We start from the raw sequence: 20,554 nt of genomic DNA, 5'->3' as shown, positions 1-20,554 counted from the left end.
GGGGTCCAGGTTGCCTGATTTAGCAAATCAAGATGTTGTATATTTAGAGAAACAAAATGCCAAGTTTCCGGTTAATAACCGGAAATTCTACTTAATTGTTAAGAGATTGATTGATATCATCGGTGCTTCATGTGGAATTATATTTTTGAGTCTTCTATTTATAGTTATCGCCTTGTTAATCAAGATTGAAGACCCCAAAGGAAAAGTATTTTTCTCGCAAAAGCGTGTTGGTTTGAATGGCAAAGAATTTAAAATGTATAAGTTCCGTTCGATGGTCTTTAATGCGGAGGAAAGATTACAAGAACTGTTAAAGTATAACGAAGTATCTGGTGCCATGTTCAAAATGAAAGAAGACCCTCGCATTACCAAAGTGGGGAAGTTCGTAAGGAAAACAAGTATCGACGAACTCCCGCAGCTATTCAATGTGGTTAAAGGGGAAATGAGCTTGGTGGGACCGCGTCCTCCTCTTCCAAGGGAAGTGGCCATATACTCCAACCATGACAAACAGAGGTTATTCGTTGCCCCTGGCTGTACAGGACTTTGGCAAGTAAGTGGAAGGAATAGTTTAGGGTTTGAGGAAATGGTGGAACTAGATATTCAATATATTCGTGAACGTTCTATATTATTTGATATAAAAATTATTCTCAAAACGGTCTTAGTATTATTTGGTTCGAAAGATGCATTTTAGGAAAGAGGTACAAAAATATGATGAATACAAACTCCAAAATATATGTGGCTGGCCACCGCGGTCTTGTCGGGTCTGCGATTGTTAGAAAACTAGAAGAAAAAGGATATACTAATTTAGTGTATCGTACGAGTAAAGAATTAGACCTTAGAGATAAAAATGCAGTGGATCAATTCTTTGCCGAAGAAAAACCTGAATTTGTTTTTCTTGCAGCGGCAAGGGTTGGCGGTATTGTAGCAAATAATGAATACCCAGCTGACTTTATCCGTGATAATCTTTTAATTCAAACTAATATCATTGATGCTGCTTATCGAAATGATGTTAAAAAGCTTTTATTCCTAGGTAGTACTTGTATCTATCCTAAAATGGCGCCACAGCCATTGAAAGAAGAGTATCTATTAACTGGTGAGCTTGAGCCAACAAATGATGCTTATGCGATTGCAAAAATTGCTGGTATCAAAATGTGTCAATCATATAATCGCCAGTATGGTACAGATTATATCTCAGTTATGCCAACCAATCTTTATGGTGAAAATGATAACTTTGACCTTCACACATCTCATGTGTTACCAGCATTAATTCGTAAGTTCCATGACGCGAAGGAAAACAATTCTCCATTTGTTGAGGTTTGGGGAACAGGTACACCTAAACGAGAATTCTTATATTCTGATGACCTTGCAGATGCATGTGTGTATCTAATTAATAATTATTCTGGTAATGAAATCGTAAATATCGGGGTTGGCGATGACCTTCCTATTAAAGAATTAGCAGAAAAAATTAAAGATGTAGTTGGGTTTACCGGTGAGATTCAATTTGATACAACAAAACCTGACGGAACACCAAGAAAATTAGTCGATGTAACGAAGTTAAACTCATTAGGCTGGAAAGCAACCACTTCATTAGAAGTAGGGTTAAAGAAAGCTTACCAATGGTTTTTAGATAATCAATTAACTAAAGTAAACTAACATATATCGGAGGATAAAATGAAAAAGGCATTAATTACAGGTGTAACAGGACAAGACGGATCCTATTTAGCAGAATTTTTATTAGAAAAAGGCTACGAGGTGCATGGGATTATCCGCCGAAGCTCTTCCTATAATCAAGAGCGTTTAGAAGACCTTCTTACAGAAGAGGAGGCAAATGCATTATTAAACAATAGCAACTTTCATCTTCATTATGGAGATGTTACTGATGCATTAAACGTTACTCGTATTATCGGTGAAATTCGGCCAGACGAAATTTACAACTTAGCTGCGCAATCACATGTTCGTGTTTCTTTTGACATGCCTGGTTACACTTTAGATGTTGATGCTAAAGGAACATTAAATATTCTTGAAGCAGTCCGAATCTTGGGTTTAACCGAAAAAACACGTGTATATCAAGCTTCAACATCTGAACTATTCGGAAAAGTTCAAGAAGTACCGCAAAAAGAGACAACACCGTTTTATCCACGCTCACCTTATGGAGTAGCAAAGATTTATGGTTTTTGGATTACAAAGAACTATCGTGAATCTTATAATATGTTTGCCGTAAACGGGATTTTATTCAACCATGAATCAGAACGTCGTGGCGAGACATTCGTTACCCGTAAAATTACTCTTGCTACTGCACGGATTGTACAGGGTAAACAAAAGAAATTATCGCTTGGAAATCTTGACTCCCTTCGTGACTGGGGGTACGCAAAGGATTATGTAGAATGTATGTGGTTGATTTTACAGCATGATAAACCAGAAGACTTCGTTATTGCCACTGGTGAAATGCACTCTGTAAGAGAATTTGTTGAGTTATCTTTCAAACATGTTGGTGTTGAAATTGAATGGATTGGCCAGGGTGTAAATGAAAAAGGCATTAATAAAGCTACTGGTGAGGTTGTAGTAGATATTGATCCAAAATTTTTCAGACCTGCTGAAGTGGATCAATTGTTAGGCGATCCTACAAAAGCTAAGACTTTATTAAAATGGAATCCTACTAAAACATCATTTGAGGGATTAGTAAAGATAATGGTTAGTAATGATGTAGAGAAAGTTTCAAGAGAAAATCGTGTAAAGAAAATGTTTGACTAAGCTAATGACAGAAGGGAAATAAATTAATATTTCTTTTCTGTCATTTCACTATTTATTGATGTCATTGGGGGGAGAAAAACAGGTGTCAAATTCAAATAACAAAGACAAAGATAATGCCTTTGAGATTGCGGTTAGTAAAGTTGATAAATCGAAAATACCTACATGTAATATATTAGGAGTAAATATAGCTGCTATTAATATGGAGTGGTTGATAGACTTTTTTAATAGTAATATAAAAAGCTTATCAGGTGATTATGTATGTGTTTCCAATGTTCATACCACGGTGACTAGTTTTGAAGAACCAGAATATTGTGCTGTACAGAACGGTGGTATACTGGCAATTCCGGATGGTGGGCCGCTTTCTACTATTGGCAGAATACGTGGCCATAAAAATATGGCTAGAACCACTGGTCCTAGTTTGATGGAAGAAATGTTTAAGATTTCTTCAGAAAAGGGCTATCGTCATTTTTTCTATGGCTCAACAGAAGAAACTTTAAAAAAACTCCTACTAAACTTAAAAAAAAACTATCCCAGTATAGAAATTGCCGGGATGTACAGTCCTCCTTTTCGACCTGTGTCACAGGAAGAAGATCAAGAAATTGTTAAGATAATTAATGCTACTAAACCTGACTTTGTTTGGGTTGGTCTCGGTGCACCGAAACAGGAAAAGTGGATGGCTTCTCATCGAGGAAGAATAAATGGGCTAATGATTGGAATTGGAGCTGGTTTTGATTATATTGCAGGAAACCTTTCTAGAGCTCCTGAATGGATGCAGAAAAGTAATCTTGAATGGTTGTACCGGCTGATACAAGAACCGAAAAGATTGTTTAAGCGATATTTCCATACTAACACAAAGTTTATATGGCTATTAGTCAGTGGAAAATAAAATTTTTAATAATATATTTTTGGTGAAAAAACGCAATGTTTTTTACACTTAATTCTTTAAGGGAATTAGATATAGTTCCTTTTTTTCATATCGAGGTTTAATTAATAAATAATGTCTTTGACCAAAGTACTTTACTTAACTACTTTGCTCTTAAATTATTAAAAAGTGTGATTTTATATAAAAATACTAAGGACATTTAAAGTAAATTAATAATTTATTCTAATAAATATGGTGATACCTATAATGAATAGAAAAAAGAAAATTTGTATGGTAGTACAAGATCCAATGGTTAAAGGTGGAATAGCTGCTGTAGTCAATGGATATAGAGGTTCTATATTGGAGAAGATATTTAGTATCAAATATGTCGAGTCATATAAAGATGGTAGTAAGTTCACAAAACTTCTAAAGGCTATTTTTGGATATCTTCACTTTCTAATGGTTCTGTTACTAGAGAAACCGAATATAGTGCATATTCATTCTTCCTTTGGCCCTAGTTTTTATCGCAAAATACCATATATTTATTTGGCGTACTGGGCAGGAATACCAATTATTAATCATTGTCATGGTGCGGATTTTGATACTTTTTTTTTGAATGCAAGTGAAAAGAAAAAGAGATTAATAAGGAAGATTTATAATAAATGCAATATAATGATTGCCCTTTCTGAAGAATGGAAGGAACGGTTGAGTATGATTGTACCATCCGAAAGAATTGTGATTATTGAGAATTATAGTACCATTCATAAAGACGCAGTCCACGATAAATTGAATCGGAAAAGTAATGGTCAAATACTTTTCTTGGGTGAGATTGGTCTCAGGAAGGGTTGTTATGATATTCCAGAAGTGGTTAAAAAAGTTGTTGAAGAGATTCCAACTGTTAAGTTTGTACTAGGTGGTAGTGGGGATATTGATAATATAAGAGATTTACTAATAGAAAAAGGGGTAGAAAAATACGTAATATTCCCTGGATGGGTTAGAGATGAAGAAAAAGATAAGTTACTTCGCAAAAGTGATGTATTTTTTCTACCCTCTTATAATGAAGGAATGCCAATGTCAATTTTAGATGCAATGGGATATGGACTTCCGGTAGTCAGTACTAGGGTAGGGGGAATACCTAAGATTGTACATGAGGATGAGAACGGTTATGTGTGTGAACCGGGAGACGTAGACGGGTTTGCGGAAGCATTGGTGAAATTACTCACAGAAGCTGATAAGCTGAAAAGATTCAGCAAGAACAGTTATTCTATTGTTTCAAAGGATTATAGCTTCGAAAGCAATATCAGTAAAATAGAACATCTTTATAAATCTATTTAAAGTTAAATTTAGTGAAAATAATTACGCTTACTTATATTGCTTAAGAGAAGAATGGTTCATAGTTATTGAGTAATGCAGAGTGGAGTGAAATAATGAAGCCCTTTTTTAGTGTAATAGTACCTGTATATAATGTAAAAGAATATTTAATACGTTGTATTGAGTCTATTCAAACTCAAAGTAATGGGAATATGGAAATTATACTAGTAGATGATGGTTCAACAGATGGTTCTGGGGATCTATGTGACGAGTTAGCGAACAAATATAATGAAATTATTGCCTTTCATAAGCCGAACGGAGGATTGGCGAGTGCGAGGAACTTTGGAATGCAGCATGCAGTCGGAAAATATATCTGTTTTATTGACTCAGATGATTGGGTTGAACCCAGTATGTTTGAAACTTTAATGAGTGAAGCATTTGGACAAGAAATTGATGTTATAAAGTATGGCTATCAAAAGAGAAGGAATGGTTTGATATTAGAAAGAAAGGTCTCAAGTATACCGGAAGGAAGTTATGAAAAAGAGGAAATTATTAGTTTTCTATTGCCGGATGCTGTTGGCAGGAAGGATCTATTTAATTATTCACAAGACTTTCTGCTTTCTGCTTGGTCTTCTCTTTACCGGTTAGATTTTTTGAAAATAAATAATATCACTTTTACTTCAGAAAGAATTGTATTGAATGAGGATTACCTTTTTAATGTTATGGTAATAAATAAAGCTGAGAGTATTAAAGTTTTACACGAGTATTTATATAACTATGATGATCGTCTGGGATCATTAACACAAAGGTATCGAATTAATATGTACGATCGTAAAAAGGTATTATATGAAAATTACAAAAGTGTCCTTTGTAATTGGCAATTATCAGAAGTCTTAAAGATTAGGCTTAATCATTTTTATATCGATGCTATTTATGATTGTATAACTAACGAATGCTCAAAATTTACAGATCATTCTTCAAAAAAATCAATTGAAAATATATATACATTCTTGAATGATTTAAACCTAATCGAAGCATTAAAAAATTGTGATTTAAAATCTACAGGATTAAAAGGAAGAATAATTGCTCTTTTAATGAAATACAAATCCTCAATGGCTATTTACTATTTATATAGACTATTAAAAAAAAATAAATAATCAACTCTTGTTGTTTCTGGCTTTGTCGTATTTGCTTTTCATAGAGTACTAAGTTGTCATTAAAGTAAAGCCTGAAAAATAGAAAAAAACTCATAAATGTTTTATGAAATGGGGGATAACATCTTTGAATAACTTAGTACTAAGTAAATCACGTTATGAAATAAGACCCAAAAGGTTAATATATTTTATATTAATTCTTACGCTATTGATGGGAACATTAGTTGACGATTTCCATTTTCCAAGCTCAATTAGTTATTTGAATGATATTTGTGTAGTAGCACTGTTTTACTTTATTTTGCCTCGATTTGTACTTACCTTTAAAAATTTGAAACTAACAGGAATCCTTATTGTTATAGGTCTGTTTATCTTAAGTATAATAATTGGAATAATTATAAACCTAGTTCCAATTAACTTGGTTGTTTGGGCCATACGAAATACCTTTCGTTTTTTTACTTTCTTTATAGCGTGTGTATGCTATTTAAATAAGAATGATCTTGACTATCTTTTTAGATTGTTTTATAAATTGCAGTGGTTAAACCTTGTTCTAGCTTTTTACCAGTATTTCGTGTTGGGATTGAGTCAGGACTTTTTAGGCGGCATTTTTGGTCATGGTGGAGGAGCGGGTCTTACCGTTTTTAGTTGTTTGTTATTGGCTTATGCGACCTGCTCATATTTATCAAAAAAATTACCCCTGTATAAACTGATTTTTATTATGCTATCCACTATGATAATAAACGCTATGGCAGAACAAAAAATATTTTATTTTGAGTTTGTTATAATTCTAATTTTAGCTTTGTTATTCTGTAATGCTACTTGGAAAAAATTTAAAATTTTCATTGTTGGGATAGGTGGAATATTTATCGGTTTAACTATATTAAAAAATCTATTTCCCCTTCATTTTGAGATTTTAACTAACTTTGCAATGATTGAGGATTATGCAAATATGACAAGTGGTGGGTATGAAATTAGCAGGTGGGGTGCCTTTAGCCAAATTAATAGTATCTTTTTCAAAAATGATATTATTTTAAATTTGTTTGGCTATGGTTTTGGTAATGCTGAGTACTCAGCGTTTCCGTATTTTACAAGTTCATTTTATGTGCAATATGGACAGTGGCATTATCGTTGGTTTACACATCAATGGACATTTTTGGAGACTGGATATGTGGGATTTATTCTGTATGTTAGTTTTTTTGTCGCTATTTTTGTTTACGCATCATATATTCGGAAATGGATTGTAAAAAAGGAGCAGTATTATATCGTTATAACACAAATTATGGTTGTGGTGTGCATTGTCTCCATTTGGTATAACGCACTATTAAAGATGGATTTTGGGTATATTGCTTTTTTTGCACTAACTTTGAGTGGCATTCTTATGAAAGATGCAATATTTATGAAGAGAAAAGGCGTGGAATTGATTAATGATTAAAGATAAAATAAAAAAACTATTATTTGGACCAAAAGCTTCTTCAGATTTGTATATAGACTATTTACGTAAAATTGGAGTTCAAATAGGTAAAGATTGCATTATTTATTCCCCAAGACATTCTTTGATTGATATACAGTATCCATGGATGCTTGAAATCGGCAATAATGTAAAAATAACCCATGGTGTAATTATTCTTACACATGATTATAGTTGGTCTGTTTTAAAAAAGTTAAAAGTTCCTAAAGGTGAAGGAGCAATATTGGGGGCGTCTGGAAAGGTATCAATAGGAGATAACGTTTTTATAGGTATGAATGCCACAATTCTTCGGGGTGTGACTATTGGTAATAACGTAGTAATAGGTGCCGGAAGTGTTGTCTCGAAAAATTGTCCATCAAATGGTGTATATGCTGGTAATCCAGCAAGATTAATAATGAGTATTGAAGATTTTTATATAAAGCGAGAGGAAAAACAACTTGAGGAAGCTAAGTCATTAGCTCTTGAGTATTATAAAAAGTTTCAGATGGTTCCGGAAAAAGAAGTGTTTCATGAATATTTCATGTTATTTGAAAACACCCCTGAAAAACTGTGTTCTGTTTTTGAAGAAAAGTTGATGCAAACGGGCAATTATAAGGATAGTAAAGCATTTCTTTCTTCTCGTAAAGCGCAATTTTCTGATTATCATGAGTTTCTAAGATTCTGTGGATTTGATATTAAACAGATAAAGTAAGAATTTAGGTGAAGAAAAATGAAAAAATGTATATTTATCTTACCGTATTTCGGTGAATTTAATAATTACTTTGAACTTTTTTTAAAGAGCTGTAGTTATAATCACGATTTTGACTGGCTTATAATAACAGATAATCTCAAAGAGTACTCATTTCCACCAAATGTTTATTTAAAGTATATGGATTTTCAAGAATTTAAAAGATTAATTTCGTCAAAATTCGATTTTAAAATTTCACTCGATAAACCCTATAAACTATGTGATTTTAAACCCGCTTATGGTTATATTTTTGAGAACTTTATTCAGGATTATCAGTATTGGGGACATTGTGATTGTGATTTAATATTTGGGGATCTTAAAAAATTCTTGTTTCCATTATTTGAAATTGATTATGACAAGATCTTTGCTGTTGGACATCTAACTTTGTATAAAAATAATTCTACTAATAATAGAATGTTTATGCAGAGGTACAAAAATAAAACCATTTATAGGACTTTTTTTGCCACATCGGAAATTGGAGGATTTGACGAAGATTTTTTTGATGAAAATGTTCATTCGATCTTTTTAGAAAATGGAGCAAGTATTTATCAAGAAGACTTAAGCATCAATCCTGCGGTCAATAAGGCAAGATTTGAATTGAAAAAATATAACCCTAAAATTCGAAAGTTTATTGACCTAAAATTTAAAGATACACTTTATGTATGGGATAACGGAAAAATAAAGGCTATTTCCCAAAATCCCCAAAGTAATAAACTGATATGTCAAGAATATCTATATATGCACTTTCAAATGAGGAAAATGAAAATTACAGATTCAGTTAAGAATGCTAATCTTATTCAAATAGTTCCTAATCGATTTAAACCGTTAGAGAGGATACCTGACACTTTAACTGAATGGAGAATTATTTCAAAAAGCCCTGTAAATATGCACCTATTTGACCTTTATTCAAATAAAATAAAACGTAAAATACAATGTCTAATAAAAAATTATTAATGTCATAGTGATTTTTTATTCTGTTACTCCGATAGGATCTAACACTTATTTTATATTATTTGTTGAAGTATGCATTGTTCTTATTGGAAATAAAAACGTTTATATAATTCAAAAAGTCCAGATAAGTTTGAGGTGAATAAATGCAACATCTAGTAAGTGTAATTGTTCCAGTATATAATGTGAAGTTATATTTAAATAGGTGTTTGGACAGTTTACTTGAGCAAACATTTAAGAATATACAAATTATTTTAATTGATGATGGATCAACAGATGGTAGCGAAATAATGTGCGATTCTTACGCAGAAAAACATGAGAATATCGAGGTAATTCATAAAAAAAATGAGGGTGTCAGTATTGCTAGAAATCAAGGTATTGACTTAGCTAAAGGAAAATATATTGTGTTTGTTGATTCGGATGATTGGATAGAACCAACTCATGTAGAAGATCTATATAATCTGATAGACAAGAAAGTTCAACTAGGGATTATAGGGTATCGTGAAGTGAATGAAAATGATATTTCAAATAAAAAAAGTGGTAATCACAGTTCATTTGAAAAGAGACTTATATCCAGAAATAAAGCATTAAATGATATTTTTGACTATGTTATGTATCTAGGATATTTATGGAATAAAATATTTGAAAGGAAAATTATTAATCAATATCACTTACGATTTAATCCGCAAATTAAAATTTGGGAAGACCTTGTATTTTGCTGCCAATATATAACACATATTGATAATGCTATTTATAATGAAAAAGTCTCTTATAATTATTTGATTCGTTCCAATAGTACAGTGAATTCAAAAAGCTATGATAAGGAAAGGTCTAAAATTTTTGCTGTGGATATTTTTGAGAGTCTTATGGAAGAGGAAACTCGTAAGAAGAAGTTACAGTCAGATTCAAAATTTTATACACTCGTAAAAAAGTTGTATGCCACTACCTATATTAAGACTATTATTGATGTTGAGTTTGCAAACGGAAATTTTGATGAATTATATGTAGAGAAATATCTATCTAAGGCAAAAAAATATATAGATTATGTCCACTTAAAAGAAAAACTTTTTTATGTTTTACTTAAGCTATTTCCTAATATTTTTTTCTTACTATACAAGAGAGTTCGGTTATTTCGAAGGATAATCTTAAAGATCCAAAGTTTAAAAAAATGGATAAAGTAGTAGAATTTTAGGTTTACAAGACTATTATTTAATAATAAGAAAGAAAAATAAACTATATTTACAGTTTTTTAGTAGAGGTAAACTTAATGAGACCGAAAATAAGTGTAATAATTCCTGTTTATAAAGTAGAGAAATTTTTACCAAGATGTATTGAAAGTATTATTAAACAAACTTATAAAAATCTAGAGATAATACTAGTCAATGATGGCTCTCCCGATAAGTGTGGGGAAATATGTGATTATTATGCAATGAAGGATAGTCGAATTAAAGTAATTCATAAGGAAAATGGCGGTCTTTCTGATGCGCGAAATGTAGGTTTAGATAATACAACAGGGGAGTATATTAGCCTTATAGATTCAGATGATTTTATTCATGTGAAATTTTATGAGATTTTAATGGAGCTAATTCTTAAAAATGACGCAGATATTGCACAATGTGAATTTCAAAAAGTATTTGATGAAGATAATAATTATATAGATAAAACAAAGCAAAACCTTCTAATAAATCACGAAGTTAACTATTTTAATAATTTAGAAGCACTTTATAATTTATATAGTAACAATTATGTCAGTGCTGTAGTTGTTTGGAATAAGTTATATAAAAAAGAGCTATTTTCAGATATAAGATTTCCTAAAGGAAAATTACATGAAGATGAGTATACTACCTATAAACTCTTATATAATACAAAAAAGTTAATTACAACTTCTTTTAAGTTATATTATTATTTGCAAAGAACTAATAGTATTATGGGTGAAAAATTTAATATAAAACGTCTGGATATATTGGATGCTTATTCTAATCAAATATCTTTTTATAGCATAAATAATTTGCCCCAATTAAAATACTTAGCAATAAGAAGATTAAAAGGAATAATTAGAAACTCTATGAGTTCATTATTAAAATCAGACATAGATAATAAGGAACAAGCTTTCCGTTATTTAGTTAGTTATAACAAAAACAATTTCCATTATTTTAAAAGTGATTCTGATATTAGTTACTCATCCAAATTTATTATGTATTTATTAGAGTACAGTCCTATATTTTTAATAAAATTTTTAATTAAACTAATGGATATGAAAATGAAAGTTATTAAATAAATTATATTTAAATCGTTCAAAAACCTAATACTTTTTAGAGGTGATTACTATTATTTCGTTAAAAAATGAAATTTCTAATATTAAAGATTCTGTCATTCGCAAAGTTTGGAAAGAAAAAAAGGCAGATGTAAAACTAGTTAAATTTATAAAAAACAGCAAAAAAAGTAAAATATTTTTAATAGGAACACCCACACATGGAAATTTAGGAGATCAAGCAATTGCTCATGCTGAGATTAAATTTTTACAAGATAATTGTAAAAACTTTGATGTGTTTGAAATACACTTTGAGCAATTTAATTACTATCTAAAAAAATTAAAACAAATAATTAAACAAAATGATATCATAATGTTACATGGTGGGGGGAATATGGGTGATCAATATATACGTGAAGAGGAATTAAGAAGGATAGTAATTTCTAATTTTAAAGAACAAAAAATTATTTCCTTTCCGCAAACAATATATTTTAGTGATACAAATCTTGGAAGGCGAGAACTTGAAAAGACTAAAAATATTTATAAAGAGCATAGCAAATTAACAATTATCGGTAGAGAAACAGTCTCCTATAACAAAATGAAAGATGTCTTTAAAAACAATAATCTAATTTTAACACCCGATATAGTAATGTACCTTAATGAGAATAAAAATGTTGAGGAACGAAATGATATCCTTTTTTGTTTCAGGGATGACCCAGAAAGGATAGTAAGCAATGATTTTAAGCAAAGACTATATAACCAACTATCAATTAAAAATAATGTTATAAAGACAGATACCGTCGTAGATTATTACATCGATGTTGATACTAGGGAGGATGAACTGAATAAAGTTTGGTCTACTTTCCGAAAATCTAAGCTAGTAATTACTGATAGATTACATGGAATGGTTTTTGCAGCAATTACAGCAACACCATGTATTGCTTTAAGTAATTATAATCAGAAGGTTAAAGGAACATATGAATGGATTAAACATCTCCCATATATAAAATTTTTAGAAGATGAGAACGAAATAAATAAGTATATAGAAGAATTATTAAAACTTGATGGAAATCAATATGATAATAATTTTGCATTTGAGTATTATAAAAGAATAATAAAAACAATTAGTTCTGAAATTTTAAAGGTATAGTAAAATTACATTGACTTATACAAAAGTATTCAACTAATTTATAAGTCCAAATTTAAATTACCTGAAGGTCATGGGAATATTATAAAATTGCAAATATGGTGTTAATTTTAAATATCTCTTTTATTGATATTTAATAGATATAATAGGAGAAAATATGAGTGAAAGTAGAACTAAAAATACAACACGTAATGTAGCATTTGGAATACTGAACCAAACACTAACATTATTATTAAATTTTATTAATAGAACTATATTTGTCAAGATACTTGGTGCAGAATATTTGGGTATTAGTGGACTGTTTTCAGATGTCTTAATGATGCTTTCACTGGCAGATTTAGGTTTTGGAACTGCCATGGTCTATAGCTTCTATAAACCTTTAGCTGAAAATAACTATAAAAAAGTAACCTCTCTAATAAATTTTTACAAAAAGGTATACAGTATTATTGCTCTTTGTGTATCGGTTATTGGTTTATCACTAGTGCCCTTTTTGAGGCATTTGGTCAAATTGGACACTTCTATTCCTTATTTAGAGATTTATTATTTATTATTTCTGGCAAACACGGTAATTTCTTATTTATTTGTTTATAAAACATCAATAATAAATGCTGATCAGAAAAATTACCTCATATCTAAATACCAGATTAGCATTAATTGTGCAAGAGTAGTTTTTCAATCATTCTTCTTATTAATAACGAGAAATTATATAGTTTATTTATTAATACAATTATTATCGACATTTATTAATAATATAATTACTTCACGAAAGGCCGATAAATTATATCCTTTTTTAAAAGAGCATAAATTAAAATTAGAAAAAAAAGAGGAAAAGGATATACTTGAAAATATGAAATCAATATTCTTGTATAAAATTTCCGGGGTTTTTCTTAATGGGACAGATAATATATTGATTTCAACTATGGTGGGGACTATATGGGTTGGTATTTATTCAAACTATAATATGGTTTTAACAGCAATAAGTAACTTTATAAATATTTTTTACTCTTCTGCAACTGCTAGTATAGGAAATCTGATAATTACAGAGAAACAAACCAAGCGTTTTGAAATATTTCAGTCAATGCAGACAATTAGTCTTATTATTAGTAGCTTTGTTACCATATGTTTATTTGTTCTAATTAATAATTTAATTTATTTGTGGCTAGGGACAAAATATGTATTAGATTATTTTATCTTGATATCAATTATCTTAAATTTCTATTTAGCTTGTGTCCTACATCCAATTTGGTCATTTCGTGAGGCGACAGGACTTTTTGTGCAAACTAAGTATGTTATGGTATTTTGTGCAATATTGAACATTTTTCTGTCTATTCTTTTAGGAAAATATATAGGAGTTGCTGGTATATTATTTGCTTCAGCTATATCAAGATTATCAACCTACTTTTGGTATGAACCTAAATTATTATTTAGAGATTATTTCAAAGAAAAGGTTAGAGAATATTACTTTCCTTTATTTATGAACTTAATATTTACTTTAGGGTTAATAGTAATTTTAACAATCATATCAAATTATTTTTTAATAGATTCTTGGATTAAACTAATTATTAAATCTGTTGTAGTAGGAATAATAAGTTTAGTAGCTGTAATATTATTTTATCGAAAAACAAGTGGATATAAATTGTTAGTGAATAGAGTAAAAGGAATAATAAGCAAATAATTGAAAATGATTCGAAATTACCTTTAGTAGGTTTTTAACATTTATACAGCGGCAAAGTAAATGGTGTTTGTCAATTTTTCATCTTAGAAATGGGGACAGCTTTTCTAATTAATTTCAGATTCGATTCAAAGTGAGGGATATTATGAAGCTCGTATTACTTTCTGGTGGATCAGGAAAACGCCTCTGGCCATTATCAAATGATACTAGATCAAAACAGTTTTTAAAAGTATTAAAAGGTATTAACGGAGATAAACAATCAATGGTACAGCGTGTATGGGGCCAGTTGGAAAGAGTAGGCCTAGCCAGTTCTTCCATCATAGCTACGTCAAAAATGCAAAGAGATATGATTCATAGCCAAATCGGTATGGATGTACCAATTATTATTGAGCCCGAACGTCGTGATACTTTCCCAGCCATTGCTTTAGCTGCTTCTTATCTATTCTCCGTTCAGAATGTTGTAGAAAATGAAGTCATTGTTGTATTACCTGTTGATCCTTTTGTAGAGGATAACTTTTTTGAGAAAATAAAAGAGTTAGAGAATGTATTGTTGAATACAGAAGCAGATTTGGCCTTAATAGGTGTTAAACCTACTTATCCTTCATCTAAATATGGATATATTGTTCCCAAGGCTAAAGTGGAAGGAGATGTTTACTTTACTGTCAATCATTTTATGGAAAAGCCAAGTGAAGAAATGGCACAAAATTTGATTGATATAAACGCCCTTTGGAATTGTGGTGTATTTGCTTTCAAATTGAAATATTTAATTAATATATTGGTAGAAAAAGGTTTTCCACTCCATTATGATAACCTTTCACAACAGTATATTAATCTACCAAAGATTAGCTTTGATTATGAAGTAGTGGAGAAGGCGAACCGTATTGTGGCACTTCCTTATGACGGCTACTGGAAAGATCTCGGAACTTGGAATACGTTAACAGAAGAAATGGCAACGTCCCAATTGGGAAAAGGTGTTGTAAGTAATGATACAGTAAACACCCATTTAATTAACGAACTAGATATTCCAGTTACGGTTATTGGTGTTAAGGATATTGTTGTAGCAGCAAGTTCGGATGGTATTTTAGTAGCGGATAAAGCTTCAAGTCCTAAAATTAAAGATTTAATTAGTGGATTTGATCACCCACCAATGTACGAAGAAAGAATATGGGGGTGGTCTCGAGTTCTTGATTATGCTAAGTATGATGATGGGGACGAAATGGTAACTAAACGGATTTGTATCCATGAAGGAATGAATTCAACCTATCATTATCACAACCTGCGTGATGAGGTATGGACGATCGTTCGCGGTGAGGGTGAATTAGCATTGGATGATTATATTACTCGAGTAAAAGCGGGAGATATCATTCATCTGCCAGCAGGCAAGAAGCATGGAATTAAGGCACTGTCTGAGCTGGAATTTGTTGAGGTTCAAACTGGAGTCGGCATTAGTGATGAAGATTTTACTCGTCTCTATTTTAAATGGGATGATGTTATTAATCACTTCAATAACTCTAAAGCAAAAGTAATATTATAATTTTTTAAGAGGGAGAGATGAAGGATTCTTCCTCTTTTTGTTTTTATTTGAGGTGATACCGTGAAAACCATAGCTTATTATATATCTGATTATGGGTATGGGCATGCTTCAAGAAGTATTGCAGTTATAAGGAGCCTTCTAAAAGATCCTGAAGCGAGAATTATCGTTTGTCATTCCTTTGCACTATCATTTATTAAAGATTCACTAAACTCTAATCGTGTTAGTTATCGAAACATTAATACGGATGTGGGCTATTTCTTAGTAGAGGATTCAATCCAGCCTGATAGAGCACAATTACTTGAAGAATATAAAAAGTTTGTTGCTAATTGGGGTGACAAGATTGAGCAGGAAAAAGAATACCTAAAACAGAATGAGGTGGACTTGGTTGTTTCAGATATATCTTCACTTCCGTTTGAAGCCGCTGAACGTATAGGTATTCCTGCTATTGGTCTCTCAAATTTTACATGGTATATGGCCTATCAAGGGTTAATTGAAGAAAAAGAGTTACATCCAATTAAAGCAGCCTATCAAAAAATGACTCACTTCTTTTCTTTGGCTGGGAGCTATGAAGCTTGGAATGTTACAACAAAACAGTATGGCTTTTTTTCAAGGGAAGTCAATTTAAAAGAGGTCAAAAGAATAAGAGGTTTAATTAATCCAAACGGTCAGAAGCATGTTGTATTTTTAGGACTTGGAATGAAAATAGGGGTTGATTCATTAGAGATGTTTCCAATTTGGGACAGCCCAGATTGTGTCTTTATCGTTTCTTCAAATGTCCATGTAAACCGTTCTAACGTCTTTCGAATACCTAGCGATTATTTAGAGTCCCAGAATTATATTGCGACATCAGATCTGGTTATTTCAAAAGCAGGCTGGGGGATGATTGGGGAGGCCTTACATGCAAATGTACCTCTATTAATCCTTAATAGACCTTCTATGAAAGAAGATCAAAACACCATCAAATATCTTAAGAACAATTATCTTTGTCATACCATTGATTGGGACGAGTTTAAGTCATATCAGTTGGACCAGTCCTTTATGAAAGGTATTAAGAGAGTGGTTAATGAGAACGGCAGTGTTAATAATCATGAAGCAGACCAGATAGCTATCGACATCTTACAAATTATTAATATTTATACATTGTAGAAAAGGGGGAACACATTGTGACTTGGTTGCGAAATGCAGAAAGATGGCTTTCTTTAAGTGAATTAGAGAATGACTTAAAAGAAGCCTTATTGAAAATAAAAGGCGATAAAAAATTGATAGAGGACCAATTTTATAAACATTTAGAATTTGTTACCGGCGGCATGCGTGGAGAACTTGGACCTGGTATTAACCGTTTAAATACATACACTATCCGAAGGGCAGCTGGGGGATTGGCTCAGTTTATCCTTGAACAAGGAGAGGAGGCCAAAACAGCGTGGAGTCGTTATTGCCTATGATTCACGTCATAAGTCACCTGAATTTGCGTTAGAAGTTGCCAAAACAGTAGGTAAGAATGGAATTAAGGCGTACGTATTTAATGAACTTCGTCCAACACCAGTAATATCTTTTGCTGTTCGGTATTTACAAGCTTTTTCAGGGGTGGTATCACAGCGAGTCATAACCCGCCGGAGTACAATGATTTTAAGGTGTATGGGGAAGATGGAGGTCAAATTCCTCCAGAAGCAGCAGATACGATTATTAAATATGTGAATGCTGTTGAAAATGAACTAACTGTCAAAGTAGCGGAAGAGCAGGATCTTCTCTCAACAGGCTTACTAACCTATGTTGGCGAAGAGATCGACAATGCATATGTAGAACAATTGAAAACATTGCAGCTAAATCATGAGCTGGTAGCGGATGTCGCAAAGGATTTAAAGGTTATTTACTCCCCATTACATGGGACAGGAAATAAGCCTGTACGTGCGGGTCTAAAGGCCTTCGGATTTGAACATGTTACCGTTGTAAAAGAGCAGGAACTGCCTGACGCGAACTTTTCGACTGTTAAGTCACCTAATCCGGAGGAACATGCAGCTTTTGAAATAGCGATTAAGTATGGTGAGGAAATTGATGCAGACATTCTTATGGCGACCGATCCTGATGCAGATCGTTTAGGCGTAGCTGTAAAAAATAGTTCTGGTGAGTTTGTTGTTCTAACTGGTAACCAGATGGGAGCCCTAATGCTTGAATATCTACTATCTCAAAAACAAGCGAAAGGCATACTTCCTCAGAATGGTGTCGTCATTAAAACCGTTGTTACCTCTGAAATTGGCCGGGCCATTGTTGAGCATTATGGTATCGAAACAATGGATACACTTACTGGTTTCAAATTCTTCGGCGAAAAGATTAATGAATTTGAACAAACAGGTAAACATACCTTCTTATTTGGCTATGAGGAGAGCTATGGGTATCTTATTGGAGATTTTGTCCGTGATAAAGATGCCGTTCAATCTGCCATTTTTGCAGCGGAAGTCGCTGCCTATTATAAATCTAAAGGTATGACTATGTATGAAGGCCTTTTAGCTATTTTTGAGAAGTATAGTCTTTATCAGGTGTCACTCGAGTCGATTACTCTTAAGGGGAAAGATGGAGCTGAACAGATTGCTGGGTTAATGGATACTTTCAGAAGTGAATGCTTGAGGGAGGTTGCAGGATTTAAAGTAGAAGCGGTAGAAGACTATGCGACTTCCATAAGAAAAGCTGGTAATCTTGAAAGTAAGATTAACTTGCTGTCTGCGTCTTTCTGGAATAGAGCCTAAGGCGAAGTTTTACTTTGGGGTTAAAGGGCAATCGATGGAAGATAGCCAAGAGAAGTTGACTGCTATTCATACGGCTGTAATGAATCTGGTAAATGATCGATTAGCAGAAAGGGTAATCCTTTAATAAAGCAGCTGTAAGTGGAACAACGTTGGCAATACATGGTCGAACTGACATTATTCTAGAACGTTTTAAAGCCAAGACAGGAACTTATGAGTATATTCTTCTTAAAGGTGGTTTCAATGACCTTTTCGGAAGTTTGACTACAGGTAATTTAATAAGTGGATTTATAGCAACTTGAACGAAACAACTGTTATTGGTGTGGTAGAAAGCATGTGTAAATCTCTTATTACTGAGTAGCCAACTACTAAAAAGTTATTTGTTTTAGGTCATAAATTAGAAACAGCAACATTTGAAGAATATCCAAATCAAAATCAATATTAGGATGCTATTATTACAGCAATAGAAAAATGGTTAATCCCTTACATTGATATGCGAAAAACAATCAATCTCTAAGCGGTATAATTCAACTTGGTTAACGACTTATTTTGGTACAGGCGAAACAATGGGAACACATCCGAACTATAACGGGTATCTATACTTCTATGTCCCACAAATTACAGCAAAGCTAAAAACTTTATAAGTATAAAAACAAGAAAATATTCCTTCTAATATTCCATTTACTAGTAAGAGTAGGGTAAATACTGGTACATTAGGAGGGGCATCATTGGAATATATAATAAAAGGAAGATTCTTATGTTAAATAATAGAAATAGGATTGAATATTTGGATATTGCAAAAGGTATTGCGATATTATTGGTCGTTCTCGGACATACTTGCCAAATTAGTACTATAGGCATTTGGATATATTCTTTTCATTTGCCTTTATTTTTTTTCATATCAGGCTGTATATTAAGTTTAAAAGATTCAAATATTGATATGAAAAAGTCAATTAAGAATAGGCTAAAAAGTTTGCTTTTACCATATTTGGGTTTTTCACTTATTATCTTTTGTTTATGGTTTATAAATACCTATTTAACTGGAAAAATAACGTCAAATATTGTTTCCAACGAAATTATTGCAATTATCACTTTTAAAGGGATAGATGCATTATGGTTTTTGCCATGCTTGTTTTTTGTTGAAATTCTTTTTGTGATATCAATGAAATATATAAAGAAAAAAGAAGTTATTTTACTAATGCTGGTTATATTATCCACTCTGCCTTTCGTTAACTTAGGAATTTCTCATAATGAATTTTATATACAATTTATGAGAATCTTAATAGGATTTGTTTTCTTAGAAGTGGGTTACCTTTCTTTCAAAAATATTCAATCAAATAAATTTAATATCATATTTTTTATTGGATTGATAATTATTAATGTCATATTAGGAAGGTACAATAAACAAGTTGATTTATATTCATTAAATTTAAATAATTACTTTTTATATTATGGCTCTGCTTTTTCGGGGATTCTTGCCATTTTATTAATGTGTAAGGAAATGGTAAATGTCAAAACGATTTCTTTTTTAGGAAAAAATTCTTTAATTATCATGGCTATTCACATTCAGATAATAATTATTGTCAGTAAATTAATTAGTGTTACAACTAAACATGACAATGTTTATATAGCTAATAATTTGTATTTTTCCTTACTTGTGTTCTTTCTAACTGTTTTAATATTGGTACCATTAATAAAAATTATCAATAAATACTTTTATTTTTTATTAGGGAAAAAGCAAGTGGATTCTATAAAAAAGAGAAGTAATAATTCAGCCTAAAAATAATCAGGTGACTAATTTATAACTGTTATATTGTGTAAATAAAATTGTTGAAAGTGTCGTAATTGGAGAAGCTTGTACGCTTGAAGAGCAATTAATATTCACGCTTGATGATGACTTCTATACCCAGGTCAAGTAACAGTTCATGTTGGTGGTGTACGTCAATTGAACGGTTTAAATTTCGTTAAAGACAACCCAACAAGTTTTACTTTACTAT

The 20,554-nt window shown here is 31.6% G+C and carries 16 protein-coding genes and 1 pseudogene; all 17 read left to right on the top strand.

The window, feature by feature from the left end:
- The first annotated feature begins 10 nt into the window (after positions 1-10).
- Positions 11-688, top strand: a complete 678-nt coding sequence (locus tag AAHB15_RS17865) for a sugar transferase (RefSeq protein WP_342042991.1) — start codon at positions 11-13, stop codon at positions 686-688.
- Between the two features lie 20 nt (positions 689-708).
- Positions 709-1,650 (top strand): GDP-L-fucose synthase, encoded by a 942-nt coding sequence (fcl, locus tag AAHB15_RS17860; protein ID WP_342043022.1) that lies wholly within the window; start codon positions 709-711, stop codon positions 1,648-1,650.
- 18 nt (positions 1,651-1,668) lie between these two features.
- Positions 1,669-2,748 carry a GDP-mannose 4,6-dehydratase gene (gene gmd, locus AAHB15_RS17855; RefSeq protein WP_342042990.1) on the top strand — a complete coding sequence of 360 codons (1,080 nt, stop codon included), beginning with the start codon at positions 1,669-1,671 and terminating at the stop codon, positions 2,746-2,748.
- 82 nt (positions 2,749-2,830) lie between these two features.
- On the top strand, positions 2,831-3,634 hold the full coding sequence (locus AAHB15_RS17850; protein WP_342042989.1) for a WecB/TagA/CpsF family glycosyltransferase: 804 nt from the start codon (positions 2,831-2,833) through the stop codon (positions 3,632-3,634).
- A gap of 243 nt (positions 3,635-3,877) precedes the next feature.
- The gene (locus AAHB15_RS17845) at positions 3,878-4,945 is read left to right on the top strand and encodes a glycosyltransferase family 4 protein (protein ID WP_342042988.1); all 1,068 of its coding nucleotides are present in this window, start codon (positions 3,878-3,880) and stop codon (positions 4,943-4,945) included.
- A gap of 92 nt (positions 4,946-5,037) precedes the next feature.
- Positions 5,038-6,078, top strand: a complete 1,041-nt coding sequence (locus tag AAHB15_RS17840; RefSeq protein ID WP_342042987.1) for a glycosyltransferase family 2 protein — start codon at positions 5,038-5,040, stop codon at positions 6,076-6,078.
- 124 nt (positions 6,079-6,202) lie between these two features.
- The gene (locus AAHB15_RS17835) at positions 6,203-7,504 is read left to right on the top strand and encodes a hypothetical protein (RefSeq protein ID WP_342042986.1); all 1,302 of its coding nucleotides are present in this window, start codon (positions 6,203-6,205) and stop codon (positions 7,502-7,504) included.
- On the top strand, positions 7,497-8,231 hold the full coding sequence (locus AAHB15_RS17830) for an acyltransferase (RefSeq protein ID WP_342042985.1): 735 nt from the start codon (positions 7,497-7,499) through the stop codon (positions 8,229-8,231). The genes AAHB15_RS17835 and AAHB15_RS17830 overlap by 8 nt, the downstream gene beginning before the upstream one ends.
- Positions 8,232-8,249: 18 nt before the next feature.
- On the top strand, positions 8,250-9,221 hold the full coding sequence (locus AAHB15_RS17825) for a DUF6625 family protein (RefSeq protein WP_342042984.1): 972 nt from the start codon (positions 8,250-8,252) through the stop codon (positions 9,219-9,221).
- Positions 9,222-9,361: 140 nt separating this feature from the next.
- Positions 9,362-10,396 (top strand): glycosyltransferase family 2 protein, encoded by a 1,035-nt coding sequence (locus tag AAHB15_RS17820; RefSeq protein ID WP_342042983.1) that lies wholly within the window; start codon positions 9,362-9,364, stop codon positions 10,394-10,396.
- A gap of 86 nt (positions 10,397-10,482) precedes the next feature.
- Positions 10,483-11,493 (top strand): glycosyltransferase, encoded by a 1,011-nt coding sequence (locus AAHB15_RS17815; protein ID WP_342042982.1) that lies wholly within the window; start codon positions 10,483-10,485, stop codon positions 11,491-11,493.
- Between the two features lie 40 nt (positions 11,494-11,533).
- On the top strand, positions 11,534-12,616 hold the full coding sequence (locus AAHB15_RS17810; protein WP_342042981.1) for a polysaccharide pyruvyl transferase family protein: 1,083 nt from the start codon (positions 11,534-11,536) through the stop codon (positions 12,614-12,616).
- 154 nt (positions 12,617-12,770) lie between these two features.
- A complete protein-coding gene (locus AAHB15_RS17805) occupies positions 12,771-14,288 on the top strand; it encodes a lipopolysaccharide biosynthesis protein (protein ID WP_342042980.1) in 1,518 nt (505 codons plus the stop codon).
- Between the two features lie 142 nt (positions 14,289-14,430).
- Positions 14,431-15,819, top strand: coding sequence for a sugar phosphate nucleotidyltransferase (locus AAHB15_RS17800; RefSeq protein WP_342042979.1), 1,389 nt, complete (start codon positions 14,431-14,433; stop codon positions 15,817-15,819).
- Positions 15,820-15,879: 60 nt separating this feature from the next.
- Positions 15,880-16,965, top strand: a complete 1,086-nt coding sequence (locus tag AAHB15_RS17795) for a glycosyltransferase family protein (RefSeq protein WP_342042978.1) — start codon at positions 15,880-15,882, stop codon at positions 16,963-16,965.
- 17 nt (positions 16,966-16,982) lie between these two features.
- Positions 16,983-18,684 (top strand): annotated as a pseudogene (locus tag AAHB15_RS17790) (phospho-sugar mutase).
- A gap of 630 nt (positions 18,685-19,314) precedes the next feature.
- Positions 19,315-20,337 carry an acyltransferase family protein gene (locus tag AAHB15_RS17785; RefSeq protein WP_342042977.1) on the top strand — a complete coding sequence of 341 codons (1,023 nt, stop codon included), beginning with the start codon at positions 19,315-19,317 and terminating at the stop codon, positions 20,335-20,337.
- Positions 20,338-20,554 lie beyond the last annotated feature (217 nt).

It is taken from the genome of Bacillus sp. OTU2372, assembly GCF_038440275.1.
Classification (GTDB): Bacteria; Bacillota; Bacilli; order Bacillales; family Cytobacillaceae; genus Neobacillus; species Neobacillus bataviensis_B.
The sequence above is the reverse complement of the archived record's forward strand: the minus strand, read 5'-3'. Positions and strand labels throughout refer to the sequence as shown.

Excerpts from the sequence above, each read along its gene's own strand:
- fcl (WP_342043022.1), top strand. The coding sequence starts at position 709 with ATGAATACAAACTCCAAAATATATGTGGCTGGCCACCGCGGTCTTGTC.
- gmd (WP_342042990.1), top strand. The coding sequence starts at position 1,669 with ATGAAAAAGGCATTAATTACAGGTGTAACAGGACAAGACGGATCCTAT.
- AAHB15_RS17845 (WP_342042988.1), top strand. The coding sequence starts at position 3,878 with ATGAATAGAAAAAAGAAAATTTGTATGGTAGTACAAGATCCAATGGTT.
- AAHB15_RS17840 (WP_342042987.1), top strand. The coding sequence starts at position 5,038 with ATGAAGCCCTTTTTTAGTGTAATAGTACCTGTATATAATGTAAAAGAA.
- AAHB15_RS17830 (WP_342042985.1), top strand. The coding sequence starts at position 7,497 with ATGATTAAAGATAAAATAAAAAAACTATTATTTGGACCAAAAGCTTCT.
- AAHB15_RS17825 (WP_342042984.1), top strand. The coding sequence starts at position 8,250 with ATGAAAAAATGTATATTTATCTTACCGTATTTCGGTGAATTTAATAAT.
- AAHB15_RS17820 (WP_342042983.1), top strand. The coding sequence starts at position 9,362 with ATGCAACATCTAGTAAGTGTAATTGTTCCAGTATATAATGTGAAGTTA.
- AAHB15_RS17815 (WP_342042982.1), top strand. The coding sequence starts at position 10,483 with ATGAGACCGAAAATAAGTGTAATAATTCCTGTTTATAAAGTAGAGAAA.
- AAHB15_RS17805 (WP_342042980.1), top strand. The coding sequence starts at position 12,771 with ATGAGTGAAAGTAGAACTAAAAATACAACACGTAATGTAGCATTTGGA.
- AAHB15_RS17800 (WP_342042979.1), top strand. The coding sequence starts at position 14,431 with ATGAAGCTCGTATTACTTTCTGGTGGATCAGGAAAACGCCTCTGGCCA.
- AAHB15_RS17785 (WP_342042977.1), top strand. The coding sequence starts at position 19,315 with ATGTTAAATAATAGAAATAGGATTGAATATTTGGATATTGCAAAAGGT.